Genomic DNA, 25183 nt, shown 5'->3' with positions numbered 1-25183 from the left:
ACCCCTCCCAACAAGCGAGGAGCTTGCTCTGATGTACCTCATGTGATTAGGAAATGCTATAAACATTTGTTAGTAGTTGAATAAGGGTTTAGTCTAGCTGCATTCAAATAGCGATAGGAGAGCGATCGCTGATTAATGCTGCGATCGCTCTCCAACCCACTACAAGCAGGAAAACCTATAGCAAGAAATCACGAGCAATTCTGCAACACTTTTTGATTACTGCCCAAGGTTTCATTGATAGCTGCGATTAATAACTCATCTAAAGGAATTCCGGCTGCTTTCGCCATAGAGGAAATCACACTTTTAGGGGCAAAAGAACAATACAACCCGGCTTCTAAGAACCAAGGTTCTCCCTCTGGGTCGATGCGGAAGTCAAATAAACTGTAGTGGCGACAACCCAAAGCCTGATGACACTTCTTAGCTACTTGTTGAACCTTTTGGGTAATTGGATCGTTAGGGTCTACAATCCAAGACTTTTTATTATCTTTAGCAGCAAAACCCAAGTTGCCATCGTCCGTTTGTTTGAGTTTTTCAGCATGGTTGCGGATGGGTTTGGAATGGGGGTCTAACAGATACTCTTCAAGGGGTAAATTTACTAGTTCCCCATCTCTGACAATAATGCCACATCTGACTTCTCGACCGAGTTCAATAAATTCTTCTACGATCACCTCATCTGAATATTCAAATGCTTTTTTCAGGGCAGCATCATAGTCGGTAGCTTCTTTGACTAAATCCATCCCTAAAGAGTTATCGGAACTTACGGGTTTAACGATCGCAGGAGGTGTAATTGTCGGCGTGTCTCCTTGGCGAAGCAGTTCTCCACGAGGCACTCTTACCCCTGCGGCTTCAACAATTGCTTTAGTTCTGCCTTTGTGCGCTGTTATTGCCATGATATCTGGAGTATTGCCAATGTAAGGAATCTCCAGCAAGTCGAATAAAGCGCGGTATTCAGTCATTCCAGGGATACAAAACATTTGTGGTAACACGAGGTCAATGTTTTGTGCTGTTAGAAACTGTATAGCATCAGCCAGAGTCATCGGTTTGGTGTCAGCAATATCTTTAGAGCTGAGGGAAGGAGGAAATCGCCATTGGCGATCGGGTGTGATGTATGCAATTTGAAAATCATATTGCGATCGCTCTGCCATTGCTGCGAGACAGTCTTGGGCATAAAGGCGTGACAAATCACAGTAAAAATTATTGTATGCAGACCCAACTAAATGAAGGATACGAAGTACTGGCATGATTCATCTTCCTATGTATTGTTAGAATTTATATAGCGGTTCTTAGTTGAGTGGGCTATAAGAACCCCACCCCCTCGCTACGGTTGTAGACACATCTTGGTAATGAAGCCCAAACCCTGGATTTACCCCCCTTAATCCCCCCTTGGAAAGGGGGGAAAAAAGAAATCTAGTTCCCTCCCCTTTCCAAGGGGAGGGTTAGGGTGGGGTAAAACCCTGGTTAATCAGCTATTTCAAACTTGTGTGTACACTGTAGGCAAGCGAGGAGGGGGCTATGATGTACTGAATTCTTCTTTAATTTACAAATTATTTAATCGCCACCTAATTCCACCAGTTTGCCAATGTTAAAATCTATTTTTACCCAGCCTTTGAGTTGTTGCAGATTCTTCAGTAAAAGTAAGGGAATCTGCCAATGATGCAAAGTCAAAAATGGTATAGGGTCATCAAGACTGTAAATAGCATCAGTGCCCCGCACTAAAGTATTAACCGATGTTTGCAGTTGTTTCCAAGAACGAATACCAGTTAGTCGCCAGATTTCGTGATATAAGAAGTAAGTCGGCTTGCTACTTGCTAAAGGTTCCAGAGGTGCAGCTAGGGGAGTTTTACCAAGATAGGCGTCTGCAACACCGGGGTGATTGTAGAACATTGTAATTGCCGAATGGGTACGAGGATTGCATTCAATGGCGTAAACTGTACCGTCTTCAGCTTGGATAAAGTCGAAAGAAACTTGTCCAGTCAGTGCCAAACTCTTGACGAAGTGTTGCACCCATTGACGAATTTGGGGATTTTCGACGTTTTCATAGTTGATTTGAAAAGCAGAAGAGTTTGAACAGCAATGCAATCTTAATTCCCCATCCCGCACTGTACTATGTGTGCATAGCTCAATACCCGGAATAAACTCTTGCATAATCCAAGGTTTTTCTGGACTGATGGGTAAACTGTTGACAAAGGCTGCTGTCTCTTCTGGAGTGTCGCAGGGAAGTTTGGTTAAATTTAAGCGGCGAACGGAGTCGTAATCAATACTTTTTAGAATATATTTGCGGGTTTCTTGACTAAAATCGAAATTAATAACTTGTTGAGGATCTGTAATTTTAAACGATTTGGGGACAGATAAGCCAAGCGATCGCGCCCGATCGGTAAAGGCAAATTTATCATCCAACATTTTGGTTATATCTGGATCGAAGTGGAAAACTTCGCAGTATTCTGATAATACAGGTTTTGCTAAAGAGTCGTAATAGCTAGCGACAGGACTGCATACAGGTACATAAACGTCAACCTTTTCTTGCTTGACGATTTCTACTAGCGCCTGGATATAGCCTTCTGGGTCTGATTGCGGAGCCGGAACTGTATAAAAACGACTTACCGCTTTTGAGAATCTATGACCAGACAACCAGTATTTGTGACCTTCAATCAAAATAACTCTGTGTCCTGCGGCATGGAAAGAACGGGCAAGTTGCAATGCTTTAGTCATCTTGGCTCCACTTACCAAGATAGTCTGAGGATGAGCAGCTACGATCGCTTTTTTCGTAAATGGCGATTGCACAATGCCCCACAGCAAAGATATCAATACTATCAACGCATTGAACGGCAAGGCTATTAGTAATAATGTCAGAGTACCAAGAGTTTTGAATAGAGCTACTACCTTTACCCTAACACCTGTTGATGATGTTGGAGATTCAGGCAGAGATAAAGAAATTGATTGTGCCATAAGTCTTTCCTTTGTGTTTATTGTAGAGACGTTGCAATGCAACGTCTCTACAAACTTTGTTACACCACGCGTCTAATTAGCGTTATACCATCTCGGATGGGTAATAGAACTTGTTCTACACGAGGATCGGCGGCGACAACGCGGTTGAACTGAGCGATCGCTTCACCGTTGGCGGTGCGTTGTTCGGGTGGTAGGTAAACTTGTCCCTGCAACAAAGTGTTATCCACACAGATTAAACCGTCGAGAGTCAGTAAGTTACTATCCAAAATGATCTGGAAGTAATCTACATACTCTTTTTTATCTGCATCAATGAAGATCAGATCGAATACTTCTTTTCTAGCAGCCAGCTTGTGGAGTGTTTCTAGAGCAGGTGCTACTTCTACAACAATTTTGTCGCCGTGGGGAGACTCACTAAAGCAAGCTTGAGCAAATTCAGCAACATAAGCATCTACTTCGCAACCGATAAGTTGCCCATCACTTGGTAATGCTTCTGCCATTGCTAAAGCTGAATACCCTGTGAACATTCCTACTTCTAGAATGCGCTTTGCTTTGGTAATATGAACAAACATTTTCAATGTCTGTCCTTCCAGATGTCCTGAGAGCATTTCTTGCTCTAGTTGACGCACTGTTTCACCATCACTGAAGCGTTTGCTCCAGTCTTCAATGCTTGTTTTTTGCGCTAATGCTGTTAATGCGCTCGATTCCGGGGTGGTGTAATCATCCAAGTAGGGATCTAAACCCGTCGCTAATTGAACTCCCTGCCGCAAAGAATCTAATATCTCTACAGGAATGTTCTTCTCTTCTGCTAATTTGAGGGTTTGCTGTAGCTGGGCTACTAAGATACTGTGTGGCGTTATCGGTCTAGCTGTTTCTCGCCCTAAAACACTCGTCATATCTTCACACCCCTACTAGCTTGCCTTTTTGACTTTCAATGTATGCGTCAACCCCTTCTCCGCCACGAGGGTATTTAGCACAAAGACGTTTGTGTTCAGCTAGGGCAGCATCAAGTTCTTCACGAGTTAGATCGTTGGCAAAGAAGCACTCACCAATCGGACGAGGCATGGCTGCGCGTTGTTTGCCATCTCGTGTCAAGCTTATAGACTGAGTTGCATACCAGAGCAAATCCCCATCTAAAAGAGGATGATCGAGTGATAAACCGATACGACTCATCAAGTCTAGGATGCGATCGCGCTCTTCTGTGGAGATATAGCCGCGTTGTGCTGCAATGGTTGCAGACAAAGCCATATCTATATTGACCGCATGACCATGATATAGAGGTATCTGAGGTGCTAATTCTAGGGTAGGACTCCAAGTGTGACCGTAGGCAATGACGCGATCGAGGTCTATTTCATGCAAGTTAGGAGTCTCTAACTCCAACATAGTTTTGATTGCTTCATAGTTGACTTTATGGGCAATCTCTTTAATTTCAGGTGTTGCATTCACATGTCCAAAGTGAGTGGAAAGCAGTTCTTCGCCATATTCGTATAGCAGTTCAAAGACTTCCAAGTTAGAAACTACCGCAATTTTCACCAACTCTGCCATCCCATTGCGAACTTGAGCAGTTGGCAAGGTTTTTAAGAATGAGAAATCCAGAATCACTTTCAAAGGTGCATGATATGCTCCCAAGCGATTTTTTTCTTTACGATGATTAACTGCTACCTTAATTGCTACACCTGCATCGATTAAACCAATCAATGTGGTAGGAATGCGAATATAGTTGCTCTTGCGACGGTAAGAAGCGCAAGCATACCCAGCCACATCAGTAATTAGACCACCACCAACGACTAAGACTGGTTCTTTACGAACTAAGCCAAAGTCCGAAAAAGCGTCAATAATTTTTTCAAAGGTTGCCAGGGTTTTAGCCGGTTCTGTAATGATGATCGGAAATACTGTCAGTTCAATGTCATAGTGTCTAAAATATGACTTGATTTGATCGCCATAAAGTTCATGAACATTGGCATCAATTACAATCAGACAGCGACCAAATTTGGCGTAGCTATCTGCAATTTCTCGGTTTTCAATATCAAATGCACCGTTCACATAGACAAGACTAAAATCGATTTTTTCGTAACCTTGCACGTGAAACGCAGTTTCGGTAGCTTCAAATGATGCTTGTACCTTATTCATTGTGTTGCCCTTATTCCAATTAAAAAGTTGTGAGATTTCGGTAATAGTTGCGATTTACCCTAATGTATGCCAGCAAACAAGTATGCTTTTTACCCTTTCAGATAAAAGACAGGAAAAAATTAGCTTTTAATAAAAAGCTAACGTTTATTACTGACTGGCAATGTTTTTAAACAACATCATTCATTTGAGTAAATTCTGTAGATGGGTTAACCTTTAATTCGGCATAACCTCAAACAAGTCAACTAGCCCTACTAGCGGTATATTCGCACAATACTTGCCTGCTTCTGCTGTGGATTGTTGACTTGAAATTTGGGAAATTCATCTGAATTCAGATTTATTCCACTACATGTAAATATAGTGGCTTTCCAACTGTACCATTCCGCAAAAATTCTAGTCTAGACAACTGATTGTATCGTCGATTTCCAAGCTTCAATTTGAGATTAGAACCCTGATTAATCGTTAGTTCGCTATTTATTAGCATTAGTCTCAAACCTTATATTACTAAACTCGCTACATTCTATTTGCTTCATAATAACAGTGGACTTTTAGTAAGTTTACCTGAATTTTTATTAACTCCACTATATTTGTCTCTAACAACCTTGCGATCGCTAGACCTTGCAAAACTCATATCTTAGTAAACTACTCATATTGTTTATCATTGTCTATCTCTAGGCTGACATTTGATATGACAGAAATGATTAAACCTCATCTCGCTGTTTTTTTGCAAGTCTCAAACCATAAAATGGCTAAAAACAAAGATGACTTACTGCATTCTATTCAAAATGTCAGCACAATACCTCTTTGATGGGTAAAATTAATACTCAATAATCAGCATACTTTCTTTAGCAACTCCCGAAAATTCTGAATTTAAATGTATCTGAGTTCCTTGTAACAAAAGCTTAACTTTTTTAAGGAATACTTGTGTGTATTAAAGGTTTCTAAGTTTGCTGAAATTGCCTTCTTAGCCCTAAATTAAGCCTTTTCAGCTTAAACCAACAATTAATTTACTAATTGGTAACTGAAAAGTACAACACAAATCATTACATTACATTAATACAAATCATAACATCTGTAAATATATTTAAGTCAATCCACCATGCGAAGTGTACTGGATAACCAAATATCTACAAAAAATATGTCTCAAGATAGATACTTTATACAAGAATATATTATCAAAATCTATATCTAATATCGTGTCCGACTAAAGACTTATCATTTAGATCGCAGTTCTTGCTGGGGGAAAGAGGCTTTTGGGATTTTTGCACAGATGCGGTAATCATAAGTAATTAACCGGACTTGATATAATAGACATCTGGTGAATTTACAGCTATTTTCAGGTAAATAGACCACGCGGTAAGGGCGTAAGTCCTTGCACCCTTACGACAGGTGTGGTTCAAATACATAAAAACTGCTGTAATTATGGGTGATGTTGCTCGAAATCCGTCGCTTTTGCCGATTATAGATGCACGTACATACAATAAACTTCTTGGCATTGTCGGGAAAAGGGGCGGGGGAAAGGGGGAAAGATTTGTTATTTTCACTTTCCCCAATAAAGATGAGTCATTTTTCCCGCAAGAGTGCAAAAAAACTTTTGCTCATAGGTCTAATGTTTCACATTTGCAGGCAGATTCACGGGTAAAAGCTCGCGATTTCCCGAATGAACTCAACAGTACACTAATTCACATAGATAGTAAAATATTGCCACGATATGCGATCGCAAGTGGCGTAGTCTAAGAGGGTGTTTACAAAATAATTCTTAAGCATATGAACAAAATAAGTGTTCTGGGGAATGACTGCGGTGCTCTTTATTTTTTATTTATAAACACCCTCTAAGATATTGTGGAACACAGGCTGTTTTTATATCATATCTGCGTTCAAAAATGACAATGTTACTGTTGTCTTAGATCGCTGTCAAAGGAGGGAATGAGTGAGTGCGATCGCTTAGTTACTTTACAATAAAAAGTTAAGTATTTATAAATATTGGGATTGAGTTCATAATTAAAGGGCAACCTATACATAAATAACTCTTAACCCAAGCGTATTGAGTTATGGATTCTAAAGAGTTGCTCAAGGGTTATGCTTGAGTATTTCTCGCAGAAAAAATCTATTTAAATTGCTTTTTATAAAATCTTAAGATTTATTAACTTAGGTTAAAAAATCTTGGTATTAACTTCAGAATGTTAAGAGCGATCGCTTTGTAAAGGTTAGTTGATATTAGTTGTCAAATTGCTTGTGAAGTTAGAAACTAAAGAAATACAACACACGCAATTATTTTATGACTGCTATTTCTAACATTGAATTCAAACGACCAATTTGGCAAACCGCGATCGTATTGACCTTGGGCTTTTGGCTCAGTGCTAGTTTAGTTTTGGACTGGGTAATTATGCCTAGCCTTTATCTTTCTGGGATGATGAGTCAAGCTGGTTTTACGACAGCAGGCTATGCGATTTTTTGGAACTTCAATCGGATGGAATTATTATCAGCTGCTGTAGTCCTGACTGGGGCACTAGCTTTGAGCAAAACCCGATATCACTGGAGTATTGGCAGTATTGTTTTATCTGTGCTGCTGTTGACTATCGCTGTGCTTGACACCTATTTCTTAACTCCGCAGATGTGCGCTATAGGAGTTCAACTCAACCTATTTGAAGCTGCTGCTGCTATTCCATCGACAATGAATTTACTACACGGTAGTTATTGGCTGCTAGAAGTAGTGAAGTTGATAGCTGGTGGTACACTTTTAAGCTGGTGCTGGCGGGAGCAATTTTAAGTAGATGGAGAAAGTATAACGGTGAGAATGTCCACTTATAAATCTCACGCTAAAGACGCAAAGAATTCCTTTGCGTCTTTTCGCTACATATATCTTATGGGTTGATGAATGTGATGTTTACGACAGACTATGCCTAAGCGTACAATTTTGTATTTATATTTGTGATTTTTCAAACTTAGGATTTTTCGGGTAAATTGCTGCTATAGCAATCTGATTGGATTTCTGAATTAATCGTAGGGACTAGGGACTGGGGACTGGGAAGAAGGAATAAAGCTGTACTGAGTTTTTTTCAAAAATAAAACATGAATCCTATATAAAATAATTCAGTTTTTTATAAGTGTGATTCAATAAGCAAACATATAATTATCTTTTACTATACATTTTCAGCTTTCCCGGACATTTTAACAAATAAATATTTATAACAATTTTCTGGAAAATGATATCAATTAGTTTTCATGTTTACTTTACTGATTATCATGAAGTTTATATATTTCTGCTAATTTTTTTTGGAAATTATAGTAATCTAAGTTTTAGTGAGTATGTTACTTGTTATCTACCATCTAGCTGAAAACAGCTATTTTGCAAGGTATCTACTACTAATCAAGAATTTCCCTGTAAGTTCTTGAATTTATCACTCCAATTTGTGCAGGGTGAGTATTTAGGTTCACACAACATTAAAACCCGTTTCCAGTACTTATGAAGAGATTCCCTTCTGCTGATTTAGTCGCCTGCGCATCTCACCACACACCATCATGGCGGCAATTATCAGCATCATTCTTGGGCGGAGGTTTACCATTATTGTTGTGCAAGCGATAATTTTGCCAAATCCCAAGACTAATTGCTCTACAATCACAAACTTAAGTAAGATATTGAGCTTTTGGAATGCTTAGTTTTGAATAATACTTTTTTGATTGTGAAGTTGCCCTCAAGAATAAACTTCTTGAAAAGTACCCAACGACTTTCGTCACGGATATAAAAACATACTTCGTCAGCGCGGAATTAATGCTTATAAGTCTTGATAGAGAAACATTTACCTTTACATCACAGTAAATTTTGGTCGCTCCAGACTTTAGGATTAGGGACAAAACACTTTTGCAAGAGAATTCAAGTATCTATAATTTTAGGCTACAAAATACGGATAACAATGATACTTTTGTGACTGATGGGCGAGAGCCAATGGTCTTTGTGTGGCACTTGAGTTACTGTTAGATTGGCTAGATTAGCTAAAGATACAGAAAACCAATCTAATTTTTGAAATACTATATCCTGGCAACTAGTCGGGCAATTTTGCTATTGGTCAGTAGCATTAATTGGTTTAGTTGTAAGTTGTGGATTATAGCTTAACAGAGATTGGTGAATTAAGAGTTGGGGGGTGTGGAATCTCTGTACTAACTCAAATATGACCGCTATATTTATCTGAATAGTGCTTTCAACAAAGTCACGCTGAATTCCGAAAAGGTAATTCACTAATTTTGCCTGCAAATGTTAATTTTATTTCAGAGCGATCGCAATGAAGACACTTCCGATTAGTAGATACAGATTTTTCCAAAAGCTCCAGCCCCTAACTTTGTTGAAAAAAATCACTGGTAAGTCGGTTACTGGTTGTTTACAGGTGTTTAGCACATCAGGCTCTTGGTCAATATATGTAGATGAGGGGAAACTAATTTATGCCAGCTACTCAGAGAAAATGTTTGAGCCGCTTTACAGAAATTTGCAACGTTTGAGTCAGCAAATTTCTACTCTCCCTGACGGAATCAAAGATCAGTTGCGGGCGATATTTGAAACTGGTATTGAAAATCAGGCAATACCGAACCCAGATTATCTGGCTATTTGTTGGTTAGTCAATCAGAAATATATCAGTTCTTCTCAAGCAGCAATGTTGATAGAGCAATTAGCGCTAGAAGTTCTAGAGTCATTTCTGAATTTAGAGGAGGGAAGTTATGAATTTATTCCTGAGAGTTTTCTGGATGATATGCCAAAGTTTTGTCATTTAAATGTTCGTTTATTAGTTGAACGATGTTTAACGCCCCAAAATGTTCGCGTTAGCGTCTCTGAAAGAGAAGCGGTTTATCGTCAAACATCATCAAGTTATCAATCACATACCTCACAATTTTTCCAAATAAATGAACTACAATCTAAAGCCAAAACTACGCCAAAATTGCCTAAAATACACAGCTTTAAACCAGCAGCCTACTCGATTAATACTAATGAATACAGAGGTCAGCAAATTATCCAACCGCCTGCTGACAGAAAAATTTACACAATCTTGTGTATTGATGACAGTCCTACGGTATTGAATGCTATTAAAAGTTATTTAGATGAGCAAACCTTTTCTGTTATCGGAGTCACTGATTCTTTAAAGGCTCTAATGCAGATTATCCGTATAAAACCCGACATAATTTTGTTGGATATATCCATGCCTAATCTCGATGGATATGAACTCTGCTCTTTGCTGCGTAAACACTCATATTTTAAAAATACACCTGTGATTATGGTGTCAGAAAAAGTAGGATTTCTAGATAGAGCTAAAGCTAAAATGGTGAGAGCATCAGGCTATTTAACTAAGCCTTTTAAACAAGGAGATTTACTAAAAGTTATTTTTCAACATATTGTTTAATTTACTAATATAGCAACTCACTCCATTTAAACATGCCTATTATTTTAGATATTTAAGACAAATAATCAGTTAATCTATATCTTCTTTAAAATTGGTATTAGTTACAAGCCCTAATCGAAAAGTCGGTGGAGTTATTTTTCCTGAAATGTCCAGACTCCTTCATCCCAATCTGATTCTGTTGGGGGTGATTGTAACCAATGCTGACAACGCAACAGATGCAACATAGCAGCTTTGTCCTGGCTGTCTGCTGCCAAAACTAGGGCAAATTCAGCTCTAGCACGGTTAAAATCGCGTTTGAGGTAATATTCGCGTCCTTTGTGATAATGCTCAATCACTTGCAATTTTTCGCTTTCAATTGGATTGGAACGCAAACCCAGTAATTCGTATATGGCTACTGGTTCGTTTCTACCCTTAACACGAATGTAATCTAGTTCCCTAGCCCAAATATTATCTTGGCAAGGTTTAAAAGTGTTATGGCTAATAATAATATCGCAACCATACTGTTTACTAACACTTTCTAATCGTGAGCCAAGATTAACGCCATCACCAATGGCGGTAAATTCCATCCGTTTACTAGAGCCAATATTCCCACTAATCACGGTATCTGAGTTGATGCCAATACCGATTTTAATTCTAGGCTTATTATCTATATGGCGACGTTGATTAAATTCGTGTAGGCGATCGCGCATTTCTAAGGATGTTTGTACTGCCATCCAAGCGTGTTCTTCTAATGGTAGAGGAGAACCAAATACAGCCATGATGGCATCGCCAATATATTTGTCAAGAGTGCCTTTATGTTTAAAAACTGCCTCCACCATTGATTCAAAATATTCATTGAGCATACTCACCACTTCTTCTGCTTCCAAGTTTTCTGTTAATGTGGTGTAGCCGCGAATATCGGAAAATAAAATCGAAACTTCTTTGCGATCGCCTCCTAGTTTAGCGTCATCTAATTTCAGCAATTCTTCGGCTAATTCCTGGGTCATGTAGCGGTACATTGTACTTTTGAGCCGCTTTTCATCACTGATGTCTTCCATCACCACCAGCGCCCCCCGGACTTGCTCTTGGTCGCTAGCATCGGCTATTGTGTTAATCGATAAATTGATACTATGTTGTTCTGTACCAGTGCCGATAAGTGTGCGATCGGGGTAATATTGCTGACGGCCTTTTAAGTCAACTGCATGTAAAGCATCCTGATACCACTTGCTAAAGTCGCCTTCTTTGATGCCGATCGCGTCAGTAACTAATTTACCTTCTAAACGGTCATCTACTCCCAGTCCTAGCAAACGTTGGGCGCTTTCATTGGCGGCGATAATTAACCCAGTTTTATCAGTGGAAACCACGCCATTGGAAAGACTACGCAGAATATCTCGTTGCATTTGTTCTTGTTGCTTGACTGTGGCAAATAACTGAGCATTTTGCAGCGCGACTCCCGCTTGAATATTAAAAGCTTCCATGAACTCTTCATCGTTGCGGTCAAAGCTAGCTTGGAAGCAGTCGGGAGCTTTGGGCCAATCAGCTGGATTATAAGGGGGAAAATCCCCGGATTTCTTTTTATTTACGAGTTGGGTAACACCAATCAGTTGTTGATCGGCATTAAATACTGGCATACAAAGCAAGCTACAGGTGCGATAGCCATTTTGCTGGTCTAGTTTTTGGGCTGTCTCTGAGTCAGGATCGTAGTACAAATCAAAGCCAATATTTAACTTTTTGCCAGAAGCCGCGACTATCCCAGCAAAGCCTTTACCTACAGGGACTCGTAACTCTTTGGTTGAACCATCATCCTGAGTGATTTTCGTCCACAATTCATCACGATCGCGGTCTATTAACCATAGTGTACTGCGATCGGCATTCATCAGTTCCTTGGCTTCATCCATCACCCGCTTTAGGGTGTCTTCTAAGTCAAGACTGCTTTGAGAGAGGGACTTGATTGCCTTCATTAGCGCCGCTACTGCTCTTTGTTTTTGAGTAGCTACATAAAAAGAGCGCGAGGACTCTAAAATCAGACAAATCGAAGGAGCAAATTCTTGAAATAATTGTTCGTCAGCACGGGTAAAACCTTTGGTATCAATGCGCTCTGCAAGTGGAGCATCATAATGATTCTTAGATTTTAATTTATTCAGTAATTGCACTACTGCAACTAATTGCCCATGTTCATTTAAGAGTGGCAAAGCTAGCATGGTGTAGGTGCGATAGCCAGTTCTCTTTTCTTGTTCTTGGGCAAAATGCGATCGCGGATCGTTATAAAAATCAAAGGGAATATTGATAACTTCTTTAAAAGTGGCGACTTCACCACCAATGCCTTTATTTGCGGGAATGCGAATTTCTAAAGAGCGACCGCCCTCGCCCTCAGCTAGAATTGACCAAAGTTCTTGTTTTTCTTCATCCAATAAAAATATTGTCGTTCGGTCTGCCCCCAGTAATTCTCCGGTTTTCAAGGTAATCGAATGCAACATTTCTTGCAAAATGGTTTCAAACCCATGCGAATCCAGCATTGATAGGGTTTGATGGACAATCTGTAATTTTTGCTCGACATCCTTAACGACCTGTTTAAAAGTATCTTGAGTCAGGGGAGCAAGAAACGTAGAAAAAGTTCCTTGTCTTGTGGCAAGAGCACCCACAGGAGCAGAATTTGCTGTTAATTCGAGGTTTTCTTGGTTGTTACCACCAATAATCAAATCGGTGGTTTCCCCATAACTTCTTTGATACGCTGACATAACTGGTATTTTATCTAACAGAATGAGGTTTTAGATTTAACAATGAGATTAAATTTATGTAAGTGGTGTTAAAAGCAACAATTGCTTGACATTATCCATAGTTTAATCGCTTGTTTAGCCAGCGTCATCCTGTGAATAAACGCTCAAGTTGATTACCAACAAGCATGGCTTGACCAAAACCCCTTCCCACCGCGATCAATAGGGGGTTAGACCCCTCATATAAACGAGAAAACAATATTTTCCACAGGCGAGAGATTGTTAGTGTAGCCTCATAATATTTTCCAGAAACAGACTAATGAGCATTGCTGTATCCGTAAGATATAGTCGATTTATCTGAAAATTGCTGCAATTTTTAAGTAATTATACGCAAAATTTTTCAGATCGAGTGCGATCGCTTCTTGTCGCAGATATATCAGCTGGGAAAAGAAGTGTTGAGTAAAAAATACTAGTACAGGTCGGCGCTAATAAACCACTTTATTTGTCTGTTGTGATGCCTGTGTCCGACTACCAGAGGAAACGCATCTTATTTCCTAATAAAAACTAAACATATAAAAGCACATTTTTGCATCGTTTTTTTTGGTCTAGTCGCTCCCTTGTTTACATAAAATCATTCAGAATCAGTACTCGAAAAAGGATTTGTACAATAGAAAGAATAAGGATTATCATAATCACGATAGTGAGGTACTGTAAACTTATTATTATCTTCAGAAGCTTTGATTCGGCAATATGGTTCTAAGTTGAGGTCTATCATATAATCGTTACCACCTCCTAGAGAAGGTTTAACTTCTTTGGTTTTTTTTGAAACCGAAAAATGACAAACCCATCGATGTACTGGATAAGCATGTGGTTTATTTGTTAAAATCTCAGCCCTTCCTGGTTTTATAGTATCTCCTTTACTCTTGTCAAAAAGAGAGTTATCTTTAGCATATTTTTGCATCTGTACTACTATAGTACTGTGCTTACATACTTCGTTCATTTCCATTTTTTTGCCAGCACTTTTCTTAATATACTCTTCATTAATGTATTCACTAAACACAGGCGTATATCTCAAATAAATGTCCCTTTTAGATATATTTTTCTTTTCATCTTCTATTGAGTATTCACAAATAAATGGTAACAAGCTCACATTCTTATTATCCTCGAATGCTTTATAAGAAACAGTTACAGTACCTGATTTGTTATTGGTTTCTAATTCTTCTTCTATCAGTTTTATCGTCTCTTGACATATTTTATTTTGGTAAGTAGAATCGGAAATTTTATTAATTATAAGTTTTTGATATAAATTTCCACCCGTTAAAAATATAATCAAAAATATTAATGAATTGGCAATAAAAGGGTGATTACTTAAAAAATGTGCAAAAAATGTATTATTTATAAACTTAAAATAAGGAGAATTAGGAAATATACTATTAAATAAGTGATAAATAATATTATTTTGCTCCGAAGAATTTGGATCTGGTGTATTAGAAGAGTTTGGGTTTGGTGTATTAGAAGAATTTGGGTCTGGTGTATTAGAAGAATTTGGATCTGGTGTATTAGAAGAATTCGGATCTGGTTTCTTAGGTGTATTGGACATAACGTTAATTTTTAATTATTTAGATATTTTTTCATTTAATTGAAAACATTGAGAACAAGAAAAAGTTTACTCCAGTTATCAAAAGTGATGTTCATGCAAATACATTGAGTCTAATGACGACCCATTTGGTTAAAATCCCTATCTGCTTTAATACAAATCCTAAATTGTTTATTACGCTTTACGAGGAAAAAATCTATCTTAGGGAATAGTTAAGAATGAGAGGCCCTAAGGTCGATAGAATAAGCTTTTCAAGCCAATGCATACTAAGTATATACACTGTGTTCAAAGTATCCTATTTTTGCCATTACCCTTAAGTCACCACCTTTAGATTTACTTTATAAATAGCCTCTAAAGACTTTATTCCCTACTAGCAACTTGCTTATCCATCAATTTACTCTTGACAGAGTACTACTAGCTCATAAATATTCATTTTTCTACAACTAGAGTTAATTAAAAATATTAAGCACAATATTATCTCAGCCAAACATAAATATAAAATCAGATTCAATCTTTGAGTTGACCCATATTTACATGGGATGGAACATTCACACTATTGTTATCAATCCACAGGATTATTTTAATGAAAAAATTAAAGACTCAAGTATTTTTAGGCTTGACAGGTGCATTTTTGGCAGTCGGATCTTCCAGTTTGCTAGCTAGAGAAATTCCCATACAGAGTACATCAAACCTCAGAAAGAATTTAGTAGCGCAATTAGAAACTAATCCAAATGTCAATGAGTATTTGGAGAAAAATAAACCAGAAAGTTATAACGCGCTGAAAAGGCAGTTAGATGCAGCGATTGAGGATGCAAAAAGACCGAGTGAAGATAAAGTCATAAAAAATCTTTGGTCATTGTCAAAAACTAATCCTCAAGTAAAGTGGAGAGAAAATAACGGCAAAATTGAATATTTGATGGCGAGTTGGAAATATGTCAAAAACCCAATAGAGGATTGGAAAGTAGGTACAAAAAAAAGTATAGAAGCAAGGACTTGGTTAACAGCCGTTCCTCAAGTTAAGGAATTTTGTCAAAATTGTAAGGGGATCGGTATAAATATTCCCGGTAATATTATGCTTTCTCTAAGGTTACAGCAGTATTTAGGCTTAATTTTAAATAGAAATTCCAATAAGACGCATTTTGTCGAAATGTGGGTGAAAGCTGAAGATTTAAGTAGACCATGTGTCGATCCAGAAATTAATGATTCTAGTTGTAATGTTTTTAAAATCCCGATTTCTGCTAGTTATCCGATTTTGCAAGAGATATACACAACTTCTTATGCCGTTGCTAGTCAAGAACATTATCCTTGGACGGGTTTAGGTTACACCTATGATTGGGGAAATCCGAAAAAACCTCGTGAAGGAGCTAGTGAATTTCTGATCGACGGAACTAAAGAAAAACCGATAGAAGTAGAAGTTGTTTCAGTCACAGCGACGAAAGAATATTGTAATAATCAATATTTAACGCTAAAAAATTAGAAATGAGCGCTCATGAAACACCTTGAAGGTAAAGTGGCTTTGGTAACAGGTGCGACGCGGGGAATTGGTAGAGGAATTGCCATTGGTCTTGGTGAAGCAGGTGCAACTGTATACGTCACGGGTCGCAGCCTCAACAACTCTTCCAGTGAGGGGGTTTCAGGAAGTCTTAGTGAAACGAAATCAGCCATTGAGGAAGTCGGTGGTGTATGCATTCCCGTCCAAGTAGACCACAGCGAGGATGAGCAGGTGCGTTTGCTTTTCGATCGCATTCAAGATGAGCAGAATGGACAACTCGATTTACTGGTAAATAATGCTTACTCAGGAGTTCAGGCATTAAAAGACGCTCAAGGACAGCCTTTTTGGGATTCTGAACCAAGTCTTTGGGATGCTAGCAACAATGTTGGTCTTCGCAGCCACTATGTTGCAAGTGTTTTTGCCGCTCGGATGATGACTAAGCGTAACTCTGGATTAATTTGTACTATTTCCTCGTGGGGTAGTATGTTTTATCTGTTTAATACAGTTTATGGTGTTGGCAAAGCAGCTTGCGATCGCCTAGCTGCTAATATGGCTGTTGAGTTAGAACCCCATAACGTCACTTCTGTTTCTATTTGGCCGGGTATTGTTGGTACTGAGCTTTTTTCTAGTTTTGCTTCCCAAATGAATCAAACAAATGCTACTGACCTGAAAACCTCATTTTTAAGCGATCGCTACAACTGGGAAACTCCCTTATTTACTGGACGAGCGATCGCTGCACTTGCTGGTGAGCCAAATGTTATCCGCCGTACAGGACGCGTGCAGATTGTTGCCGAACTGGCTAAGAAATATAATCTTGTAGATGAAAATGGGCATCAGCCCGCATCATTACGCTCTCTGCGTTTTGTACTGCCTGTTGCATTGCCTGTACTGAGAAAGTACTTATGGCTCATACCCGATATTAAAGTGCCGTGGTCGCTACTATTATTGAATGCCCTCGGTTCGCCTAAAATTTAAGGAGCATTGGGCATGGAGCCAGAAGAGATGCGTCTTAAATAATGCAACAATAAGTCTTTGATACTCGTGCATGAGTATTTGAACTGGATGAATCCACCTTTTTACTCCGTTAACGAGTATTTGAACTGGATGAATCCACCTTTGAACTCCGTTAACGAGTATTTGAACTGGATGAATCCACCTTTTATCTCCGTTGACGAGTATTTGAACCGGATGAATCCACCTTTTATCTCCGTTGACGAGTATTTGAACTGGATGAATCCACCTTTTATCTCCGTTAACGAGTATTTGAACTGGATGAATCCACCTTTTATCTCCGTTAACGAGTATTTGAACTGGATGAATCCACCTTTGATACTCGTGAATCAAAATACCTGCAAAAACCTTGATGTATCCTTTCTGCTCACCTACTGTCTGCCCCTTTTAAGATAAGCAAATTTTGCCACCCCTTCAGCAAACAAGCTGTTTGAGATCGTAAAACTTTGTATTCTGAATTAATAGGTCTTAATAGTTCTTTTAAAACTGGTGCAAGAAGATTTTCGGTTAATTGTTGATTTAGTTTTAGTTCTAGGCGTTGCAGCCTGTGGCGGACTATTAGCGGCACTTTTACGACAACCCGTGCTGCTGGGGTATCTCATTGGGGGGATAGTCATTGGGCCAACGGGACTGGGATTGATTAAAGAACTGATTCAAGTAGAGACTTTGGCACAGTTCGGGGTCGCCTTTTTGTTATTCGCCTTGGGTGTGGAATTTTCCTTTGCGGAACTCAAGAAGGTAAAAGCGATCGCTCTTGGTGGAGGTGGACTCCAGATTGCTTTGACGATTTTGGTGACAGTTTTAGTCTGCGGGTTAAGTGGAGCCTGGGGAGCCTTACCTGCGAAGGGGATGTTTTTGGGGTGTATTCTGTCCCTGTCTTCCACAGCCGTTGTCCTTAAGTGCTTGATGGAGCGTAACGAAACAGAAACGCCCCACGGGCAAGTGATGCTGGGAATTTTAGTTGTTCAGGACTTGGCACTAGGACTAATGTTAGCAGTCTTACCAGCCCTCAACCAACCAGCAGAAACTATTGGCATTGCTGTCCTAACAGCGTTAGGTTCGATTGCTTTATTTGCTGCTGGGGCTGTAGCTGTGGGGATTTGGCTGATACCGCCTTTGTTGCAACTGCTAGCCCGTACCGAAAGTAAAGAACTATTTTTATTAGGGGTTGTAGCCCTGTGTTTAGGCATTGCCCTGTTGACAGAGCATTTGGGACTATCCATTGAAATGGGGGCATTTGTCGCGGGTTTGATGATTTCTGAGGTAGAGTACGCCGACCAAACCCTGACTTATGTCGAACCACTGCGAGATATCTTTGCCAGTTTGTTTTTTGCCGCCATTGGGATGTTAATTGACCCAGTGTTTTTGTGGAACAACCTGGAATTAATTTTGGTATTAGTGGCAATAGTTTTCGTCGGTAAATTTTTGATTATTACGCCCTTAGTGAAACTGTTCCGCTATCCTTTGAAAACAGCCATAATCGCCGGTTTGGGATTGGCGCAAATTGGGGAATTTTCTTTTGTTCTCGCTAGTGAAGGGCAGTCTTTGGGGCTGGTGTCTCGACAAATATACTTATTAATTTTGGGAACTACCGCAGTCACTCTGATGCTGACTCCTTTTGTACTGCGGCTAGTGCCATTTTTATTTAACTTTGCCGAATCAATGCCTTGGTTAAAACCGTACTTAGAAGAAGATGAGGTGCAGGATGTGTCGGAAGATTTGCCTCTCAAAGACCATGTAGTAGTCTGTGGTTATGGGCGAGTCGGCAAGAATTTGGTGAAGTTGTTGCAGCAACACGACCTACCTGTGCTAGTAATCGACCAATCGGAGAGGAGAATTCAGCAGTTGCGCGAGGCTGGGGTGTCTTATGTCTATGGTAATTGCGTTAGTTTACACGTTTTGGAAACTGCCGGGGTGAATCATGCCAAAGGAATGGCGATCGCACTCCCAGATCCCATAAGTACTCGTCTTTGCTTGAAACGCGCTTTAGAATTGCGCCCAGAATTAGATTTGGTTGTCCGTGCTACCCAGGATAAAAATATTGAGGTGCTGTATCAATTGGGAGCCAGGGAAGTTGTGCAACCAGAGTTTGAAGCCAGCTTAGAAATGGCAACCTATTTATTGACTGGCTTAGGCTTGTTGTCGCCGCCTGTAGTCCAACGAGAAATGCAGCAAATCCGCAACGATCATTATTTAGATTTGCGCCCAGAGCGCTCTGCAACTGAAGTTGCTCGTGATTTGCGCCAAGCCACCCGCGATTTAAATCAGCGCTGGTATCCTCTGCCATCGAATTCGCCCTTAATTGGCATGAGCATAGAAGAAGCAGATATGCGCTATTTAACAGGAGTGAGTTTGATGGCGATTCGCCGCGCTAACGGCGAAGAAATCGATTATCCCAAAAATCAAACCAAATTGGCAGAAGGCGATCGCTTATTGGTGGTGGGAGCTGATGAAGAACTGGCAGCTTTGGCAGAATTCGCTAAGGGACAAGTGGCTGTTCCCGGAGAAAATAGTGCTTGTCAGTGGGTTACAGTCAATGCAGACGCGCCAACACTAGGTAAAACCCTTGCAGATTTAGATATCGGCAAGCAATATGGAGTCCAAGTACAAGCGATCCGGCGAGATGGTAAGTTTATCCGCTATCCTGATGGCGGCATGGATTTGCAAGTCGGTGACCAAGTATTGTTATGTGGCGGCTTGACAGGTTTGAGTCAACTACAACAGTTATTTGCGATCGCAAATTCAGTACCCCTGTCTATCCCAGTGGTGAAAGCTGGTGAAGCAGAAGCGCTCAAAGACTTTTTACCTGCCGATAGAGTGACTGATTGAACTTTAAGACTCCGCAAATTTAAAATTCGGCTTGCCCCACACCCTCGTGGTTCGGGTCAATCCAAAATCCAAAATCCAAAATCCAAAATTGATTGACTGCTCTAAATTTACGTGAGTTCGATGAACCTCTCCCTCCCACAGGGAAAGGGAGCAACGATAAATTAGGGTTTTGGCTCTTTTCTGGGTGTCCAAGAGGAGTTGGGGGAGAGGTCAAAAAAGGGCTTGTCGAACTCACGTTAAATTTTGATTCTCTTTTGCAGAAAAGTATTTAATGGGGTCATCTGCTTGATTTTTGTCAATCGCAGAAGTTTTTGGTCTATTGAATTTGATTACCTTGTTTGAGAAGGAACTTCCAAGAAATAAATTATTCAAATAAACGAACCACTCCAGACACAGAGAACACAGAGGAATAAGGAGGAGAGAGTTTTTTCGCCAGTTTTTTGAGTGAGTATTTTTTTATTTGGAAGTCCTTAACTGAATCTATCTAAGAACTGAGTTTTATTTTTTACAAATTTATTCTGTCTTTACAATACTTTTTTATCTCATATTTTCAGTTATCAGATACTTTGGCGATAATGATATTTACTGTACTGTATTTACAGTACTTTATCCCAAATTATTTGTGATAAAGCTTTTTAAGACTTAATGACAAAAGTCAGATGAAGAGAAGCGATCGCAAAACTTTATTACGCGATAATGGTTATAAACTAAGAAAAACTACGTTTTTACATCGTTGTAGCTGTATCTTTTCATTTTAAAAAAATTCCTGAAATTATACTTATAATGTTGTACACAAGTTTACGTATTATTACTAGAGCATCTGCTAATTTACTCTGTAAGCTTTTAGGACAGCCTAGTGTTAGTAATTTAGAAACTCAACTCCATGATAAACAAGTTCAAATTCAGCAGCTAGAAGAGCAAGAAAGGGCGCTTTACCGAGTTATTAGTAAAATTCGAGCTTCTCTTGAGTTAGAAACAATTTTTCGTACAACCACAAAGGAAACTTGCAAGTTACTCCGAGTCGAACGGATTGCCGTTTATCGTTTCTATGAAAACTGGGGTGGAGAATTTGTTAGCGACTTTGAGTTTGCAGAGACTGGATGGGATGATGTAGATACATTAGGAAAAAATACAGTTTGGAATGACTCTTATCTACAAGAAAATCAAGGTGGACGGTATCGTAATAACGAAACTTTAGTTGTTTCAGATGTTTACGCAGCAGGCTTATCTCAATGCCATTTAGAAATTTTACAACAGTTCCATATTCGAGCTTATGCAACTGCATCAATTTTTGTGGGAAAAAAACTGTGGGGAGTGCTTGCTGCTTATCAGCACTCACAGCCACATGAATGGAAACAATTAGAAATTCAGTTTTTGTCTCAGATTGCGACGCAGTTAGGATTTGCAGTTAAACAAGCAGAATTTTTAGCTCAAGCAGAACAAAAAGCAGCAGAACTGTATAAAGCAAATCAGCAGCAGGATATTCTGTTTAATTTAGTTGCTGAAATTCGTGAATCTCTGAATATAGACATTTTATTTAAGACTACTGTACGAGAAATTCGTAAGGCTCTCCGTAGCGATCGCGTCAGTATCTTTCGATTTGATCTGGGATCGAACTATACCTCTGGTGAATTTGTCTCCGAGAATGTATTGCCTGACTACGATTCTACGATCGCCATCAAGGTAAAGGATAATTGTTTTGGTGAAAAATATGCAGTTGCTTATCACCAAGGGCGTATACAGGTAGTATCAGATATTTATCAAGCTGGGCTAAAAGATTGCCACATTCAACTGTTAGAACAATTTCAAATCAAGGCACAAATTGTTGCACCTTTAATGAAAGGAAAAACTTTATGGGGATTACTATGCGTTCATCAGTGCCATTTTCCGCGCGAATGGAAAAAGTCGGAAATTCAATTTATCCACCAGTTAGCTGCTCAGTTTAATGTAGCTTTAGAACATTCTGAATTATTAGAGCAATTCCGCTCTCAAGCTAATCAACTTGCTCAAGCAAACAATGCTTTAGAAATAGCAAATTCTCAGCTAGAAAAACTTAGTAAACTAGATGCTCTAACCCAAATCGCCAATCGTCATTGTTTCGATCAGTTTTTAGATCGAGAATGGGATCGACTAATACTAAATGAAAATTATTTATCTTTAATTATATTTGATATTGACTATTTTAAGGATTATAACGATTCTTATGGACATCTAGCTGGGGATGAATGCTTAATACAAGTTGCTCGTGCAGCACAATCTGTATTAAAGCGTCCTACCGATCTACTAGCTCGTTATGGTGGTGAAGAATTTGTTGTAATTTTGCCAAATACGAACGAATCAGGTGCGATTAAAGTAACTAAGTTGATTCAAAAATCTATTCAAGAATTAAAAATTCCCCATAAAAAGAAGAATAATTTTCAATATTTTGTGACCGTCAGTTTAGGTGTTGCAATTCAGAAACCAACAGATAAAACTTCATCTCAAGATTTAATTAATGCCGCCGACAAAGCTTTATACAAAGCTAAAGAACAAGGACGCAATCGGTGGGTTTGTGCTGCAAAAACCTGGGTCTAGTGATGAAATAATTAAAAATACACAACTTTAATTATGGAATACAAGCCCACAATAAATAAAGAATTGCTTCGAGATGCGAGGTGCAAGGCATCTTTATTCCAAGCCCACGGCTTAAGCCGTGGGCTTGAATTTTTAATCCGAGTGAAGCAAATGATAAAGCGATAGGTTGTGGTGTTTTTGCCTCACTCCTAACTCACTTTCGGCTTGATGTAGGCGATCGCTTGTTTCCAAACGGTGGTTTGCTGGCTGTTTTCATCAGCAAGAGAGATACACTGTGGATCTTGCCATAAAACTTTTCCTGTGAGTACATCACCAGTCAGCAGCTTTAACTCTACTGGCGTTGTTTGTTTAATCAGGTTTTGGACTTGTCTAATACTGGGTAAAGTGGTGTCAAATTCGGTAAGCATTTTTAGTAAAGATGAACCTACAAGGCAAAATAAAGAGTAACTAATCCTTGATAATTCATCCTTGAAGAAATGGCAATCGAATTTACTAAGTATCATGGTCTAGGCAACGACTTTATTTTGATTGACAATCGCTCGTCATCAGTGCCTGTAGTGACTCCAGAGCAAGCCATCGAGTTGTGCGATCGCCACTTTGGTATCGGTGCTGATGGTGTAATTTTTGCCCTACCTGGAGAAAACGGCACTGACTACACCATGCGGATTTTTAATTCTGATGGTTCTGAACCAGAAATGTGTGGTAATGGCATTCGCTGTTTAGCTGGCTTTTTGGCAGATTTAGAAGGCGAATCCCGAAATCAAGACTCATATCGCATTCATACTTTGGGTGGTGTAATGACTCCCCAACTTTTATCTGATGGTCAAGTTAAAGTAGATATGGGTTTACCCAGGTTACTCGCTAGCGAAATTCCTACCACTCTCGCACCCGCCCAACAAAAAGTTATTTCTGTGCCCTTAGAGGTGGCGGGGCAAACTTGGGATGTCACCTGTGTAAATATGGGAAATCCGCACTGCATTACCTTTGTGGAAGATGTTGCAGCAATTGAGTTAGAAACCATCGGCCCAAAATTTGAGCATCACCCAGTTTTTCCCCAACGCATAAATACGGAATTTATTCAAGTGGTACGCCGTGACTATTTGAAAATGCGGGTGTGGGAACGGGGTGCTGGGATTACCTTAGCTTGCGGGACTGGTGCTTGTGCTTCTTTAGTAGCTGGAGTGTTAACTGGGAAATGCGATCGCGCCGCCACTGTAGAATTACCAGGTGGCCCCTTGCAAATTGAATGGTCAGAAATCGACCAACGAGTTTACATGACAGGCCCGGCTGAGAAGGTATTCACTGGTAAACTATAACCGACTTACTATTGGCATTACTCAAGTAGTAGTGCCATAGAAGCCTTGCAGCGATGTCTGTGGCGGGCTGTGCCATCGTTTCTTATCGCAATTCAATTAATGATTGCAACACATCCTTGGGTAAAGACGCGATTCATCGCGTCTCTACAATATAGTCTATTTGTCGCATTATTTTTTCAAATTGGTATTATTTTGGGGAACTGGCGGATGAATCTATTTCTGCTGGAGATTGGATCTGGGGATTAATTTTAGATTGCACAGCTTCTTTATTAGAAATTGCAAGATATATACCCCCTAAAATTAGAGCCAATCCTAACAAGTTAAAAATACTCAAGTTTTCCGAGAAAAGTATCCAAGCAAGAATCGCAACAATCACTGGATTGAGTAGTAAAAGTAAAGAAATAAATCCTGATGAAAAATTTTTGAGGCTGTATACAATTAGCCCATGACCCAAGGCTTCGCAAATAGCAGCTAGTGCAAATACTACTAACCACCCCGACAAAGTAACTGGGAAAACTTGTTTTTCCAAGATTAGCACTACTGGTATCATCAATGAAGTTGCGATCGCACAGCGCCACACTAGGATGGTGATAGTTGAAAACTTATTGCCGATCTGCTCGATAAGTAAAAAGTTTGCTGCATAAAATATCGATGATATGAGGGCAACAGCATCACCTGTAATATTATTATTAGAACGCAATAAATCTTCAAATCCGACTGCGATCGCACCGATTATAGCTAAGATTAGACCGATGATAAATTTGCGCCCAAAAATTTGATTAAAAAATAGCCATCCTCCTAAAGTAGTAAATAGCGGATTGAGGCTACCTAACGCATTAGCATTCGCAGCACCAGTCTGAGTTAACGCCCAAGTCCAAGATAATCGACCTAATACATGAACTAGACCCACTGCGATTAAAAGCGCTATCTCTTTGGTTGGATAAGGCTGTGGTAATACAGGTTTATCATCTGTAATTTGAGTTCGTACTTGGTTAATTCCACTCCATAATCCAAAGATAATAGTCGCTATCCATAAGCGATTAAATAATGTAGCAACAGCGCTCATTTCTCTAACAGCGACTTTAATAAATATTGCTGTTGAAGATAAAGCTAATAATGCAATTATTACTATGATTATCGGCAGGATTTTTGAAGTTTTATCATTTTCTGGTGTTAGGCTTAATTGATTTTCTGCCATTTAGTTTATATTTATT

At 39.3% G+C, this 25183-nt stretch carries 16 protein-coding genes; 8 read left to right on the top strand and 8 right to left on the bottom strand.

Translation table 11 applies throughout. From position 1 onward, the window contains the following. Positions 1-188: 188 nt before the first annotated feature. The 4 genes from RMY64_RS05525 to RMY64_RS05510 all read right to left on the bottom strand — a co-directional run bounded on the left by RMY64_RS05525 (position 189) and on the right by RMY64_RS05510 (position 5073). On the bottom strand, positions 189-1241 hold the full coding sequence (locus RMY64_RS05525) for a D-alanine--D-alanine ligase (protein ID WP_322699512.1): 1053 nt from the start codon (positions 1239-1241) through the stop codon (positions 189-191). 307 nt (positions 1242-1548) lie between these two features. Next, entirely contained in the window at positions 1549-2946 is a 1398-nt protein-coding gene (locus RMY64_RS05520; protein WP_322699511.1) for an ATP-grasp domain-containing protein, read from the bottom strand. 59 nt (positions 2947-3005) lie between these two features. Next, positions 3006-3839, bottom strand: coding sequence for an O-methyltransferase (locus tag RMY64_RS05515; protein ID WP_322675537.1), 834 nt, complete (start codon positions 3837-3839; stop codon positions 3006-3008). A 4-nt stretch (positions 3840-3843) separates the two neighbouring features. Next, a complete protein-coding gene (locus tag RMY64_RS05510; protein ID WP_322675538.1) occupies positions 3844-5073 on the bottom strand; it encodes a sedoheptulose 7-phosphate cyclase in 1230 nt (409 codons plus the stop codon). A 2275-nt stretch (positions 5074-7348) separates the two neighbouring features. Here RMY64_RS05510 and RMY64_RS05505 point away from each other — a divergent pair. After that, the gene (locus RMY64_RS05505; RefSeq protein ID WP_322675540.1) at positions 7349-7840 is read left to right on the top strand and encodes a hypothetical protein; all 492 of its coding nucleotides are present in this window, start codon (positions 7349-7351) and stop codon (positions 7838-7840) included. A gap of 1510 nt (positions 7841-9350) precedes the next feature. After that, a complete protein-coding gene (locus RMY64_RS05500) occupies positions 9351-10457 on the top strand; it encodes a response regulator (protein WP_322675541.1) in 1107 nt (368 codons plus the stop codon). Positions 10458-10588: 131 nt separating this feature from the next. On the opposite strand, the gene RMY64_RS05495 is transcribed toward RMY64_RS05500, so the two are convergent. Together RMY64_RS05495 and RMY64_RS05490 are read right to left on the bottom strand one after the other, a co-directional pair. Then, the gene (locus RMY64_RS05495) at positions 10589-13174 is read right to left on the bottom strand and encodes a GAF domain-containing protein (RefSeq protein ID WP_322699510.1); all 2586 of its coding nucleotides are present in this window, start codon (positions 13172-13174) and stop codon (positions 10589-10591) included. Positions 13175-13781: 607 nt separating this feature from the next. Then, a complete protein-coding gene (locus RMY64_RS05490; protein WP_322699509.1) occupies positions 13782-14750 on the bottom strand; it encodes a hypothetical protein in 969 nt (322 codons plus the stop codon). Between the two features lie 580 nt (positions 14751-15330). On the opposite strand from RMY64_RS05490, the gene RMY64_RS05485 reads away from it, so the two are divergent. From RMY64_RS05485 to RMY64_RS05465, 5 genes are all read left to right on the top strand, one after another. Next, on the top strand, positions 15331-16224 hold the full coding sequence (locus RMY64_RS05485) for a hypothetical protein (protein ID WP_322682140.1): 894 nt from the start codon (positions 15331-15333) through the stop codon (positions 16222-16224). 12 nt (positions 16225-16236) lie between these two features. After that, positions 16237-17214: an SDR family NAD(P)-dependent oxidoreductase gene (locus tag RMY64_RS05480; RefSeq protein ID WP_322675545.1), complete on the top strand. Its 978-nt coding sequence runs from the start codon at positions 16237-16239 to the stop codon at positions 17212-17214. An 87-nt stretch (positions 17215-17301) separates the two neighbouring features. Then, the gene (locus RMY64_RS05475; protein WP_322699508.1) at positions 17302-17646 is read left to right on the top strand and encodes a hypothetical protein; all 345 of its coding nucleotides are present in this window, start codon (positions 17302-17304) and stop codon (positions 17644-17646) included. 93 nt (positions 17647-17739) lie between these two features. Continuing rightward, on the top strand, positions 17740-20079 hold the full coding sequence (locus RMY64_RS05470) for a cation:proton antiporter (protein ID WP_322675151.1): 2340 nt from the start codon (positions 17740-17742) through the stop codon (positions 20077-20079). 783 nt (positions 20080-20862) lie between these two features. Beyond that, positions 20863-22653 (top strand): diguanylate cyclase domain-containing protein, encoded by a 1791-nt coding sequence (locus RMY64_RS05465; RefSeq protein ID WP_322675152.1) that lies wholly within the window; start codon positions 20863-20865, stop codon positions 22651-22653. A gap of 188 nt (positions 22654-22841) precedes the next feature. On the opposite strand, the gene RMY64_RS05460 is transcribed toward RMY64_RS05465, so the two are convergent. Then, on the bottom strand, positions 22842-23060 hold the full coding sequence (locus RMY64_RS05460) for an Hfq-related RNA-binding protein (protein ID WP_322675153.1): 219 nt from the start codon (positions 23058-23060) through the stop codon (positions 22842-22844). Between the two features lie 69 nt (positions 23061-23129). On the opposite strand from RMY64_RS05460, the gene dapF reads away from it, so the two are divergent. Next, positions 23130-23969: a diaminopimelate epimerase gene (dapF, locus tag RMY64_RS05455; protein WP_322675154.1), complete on the top strand. Its 840-nt coding sequence runs from the start codon at positions 23130-23132 to the stop codon at positions 23967-23969. A gap of 187 nt (positions 23970-24156) precedes the next feature. On the opposite strand, the gene RMY64_RS05450 is transcribed toward dapF, so the two are convergent. After that, complete coding sequence (locus tag RMY64_RS05450) at positions 24157-25167, bottom strand: DMT family transporter (protein WP_322699507.1); 1011 nt, start codon at positions 25165-25167, stop codon at positions 24157-24159. Positions 25168-25183: the final 16 nt, after the last annotated feature.

The sequence above is a fragment of the Nostoc sp. DedQUE08 genome (genome assembly GCF_034530895.1).
Taxonomy (GTDB): domain Bacteria; phylum Cyanobacteriota; class Cyanobacteriia; order Cyanobacteriales; family Nostocaceae; genus Nostoc.
The sequence above is the reverse complement of the archived record's forward strand: the minus strand, read 5'-3'. Positions and strand labels throughout refer to the sequence as shown.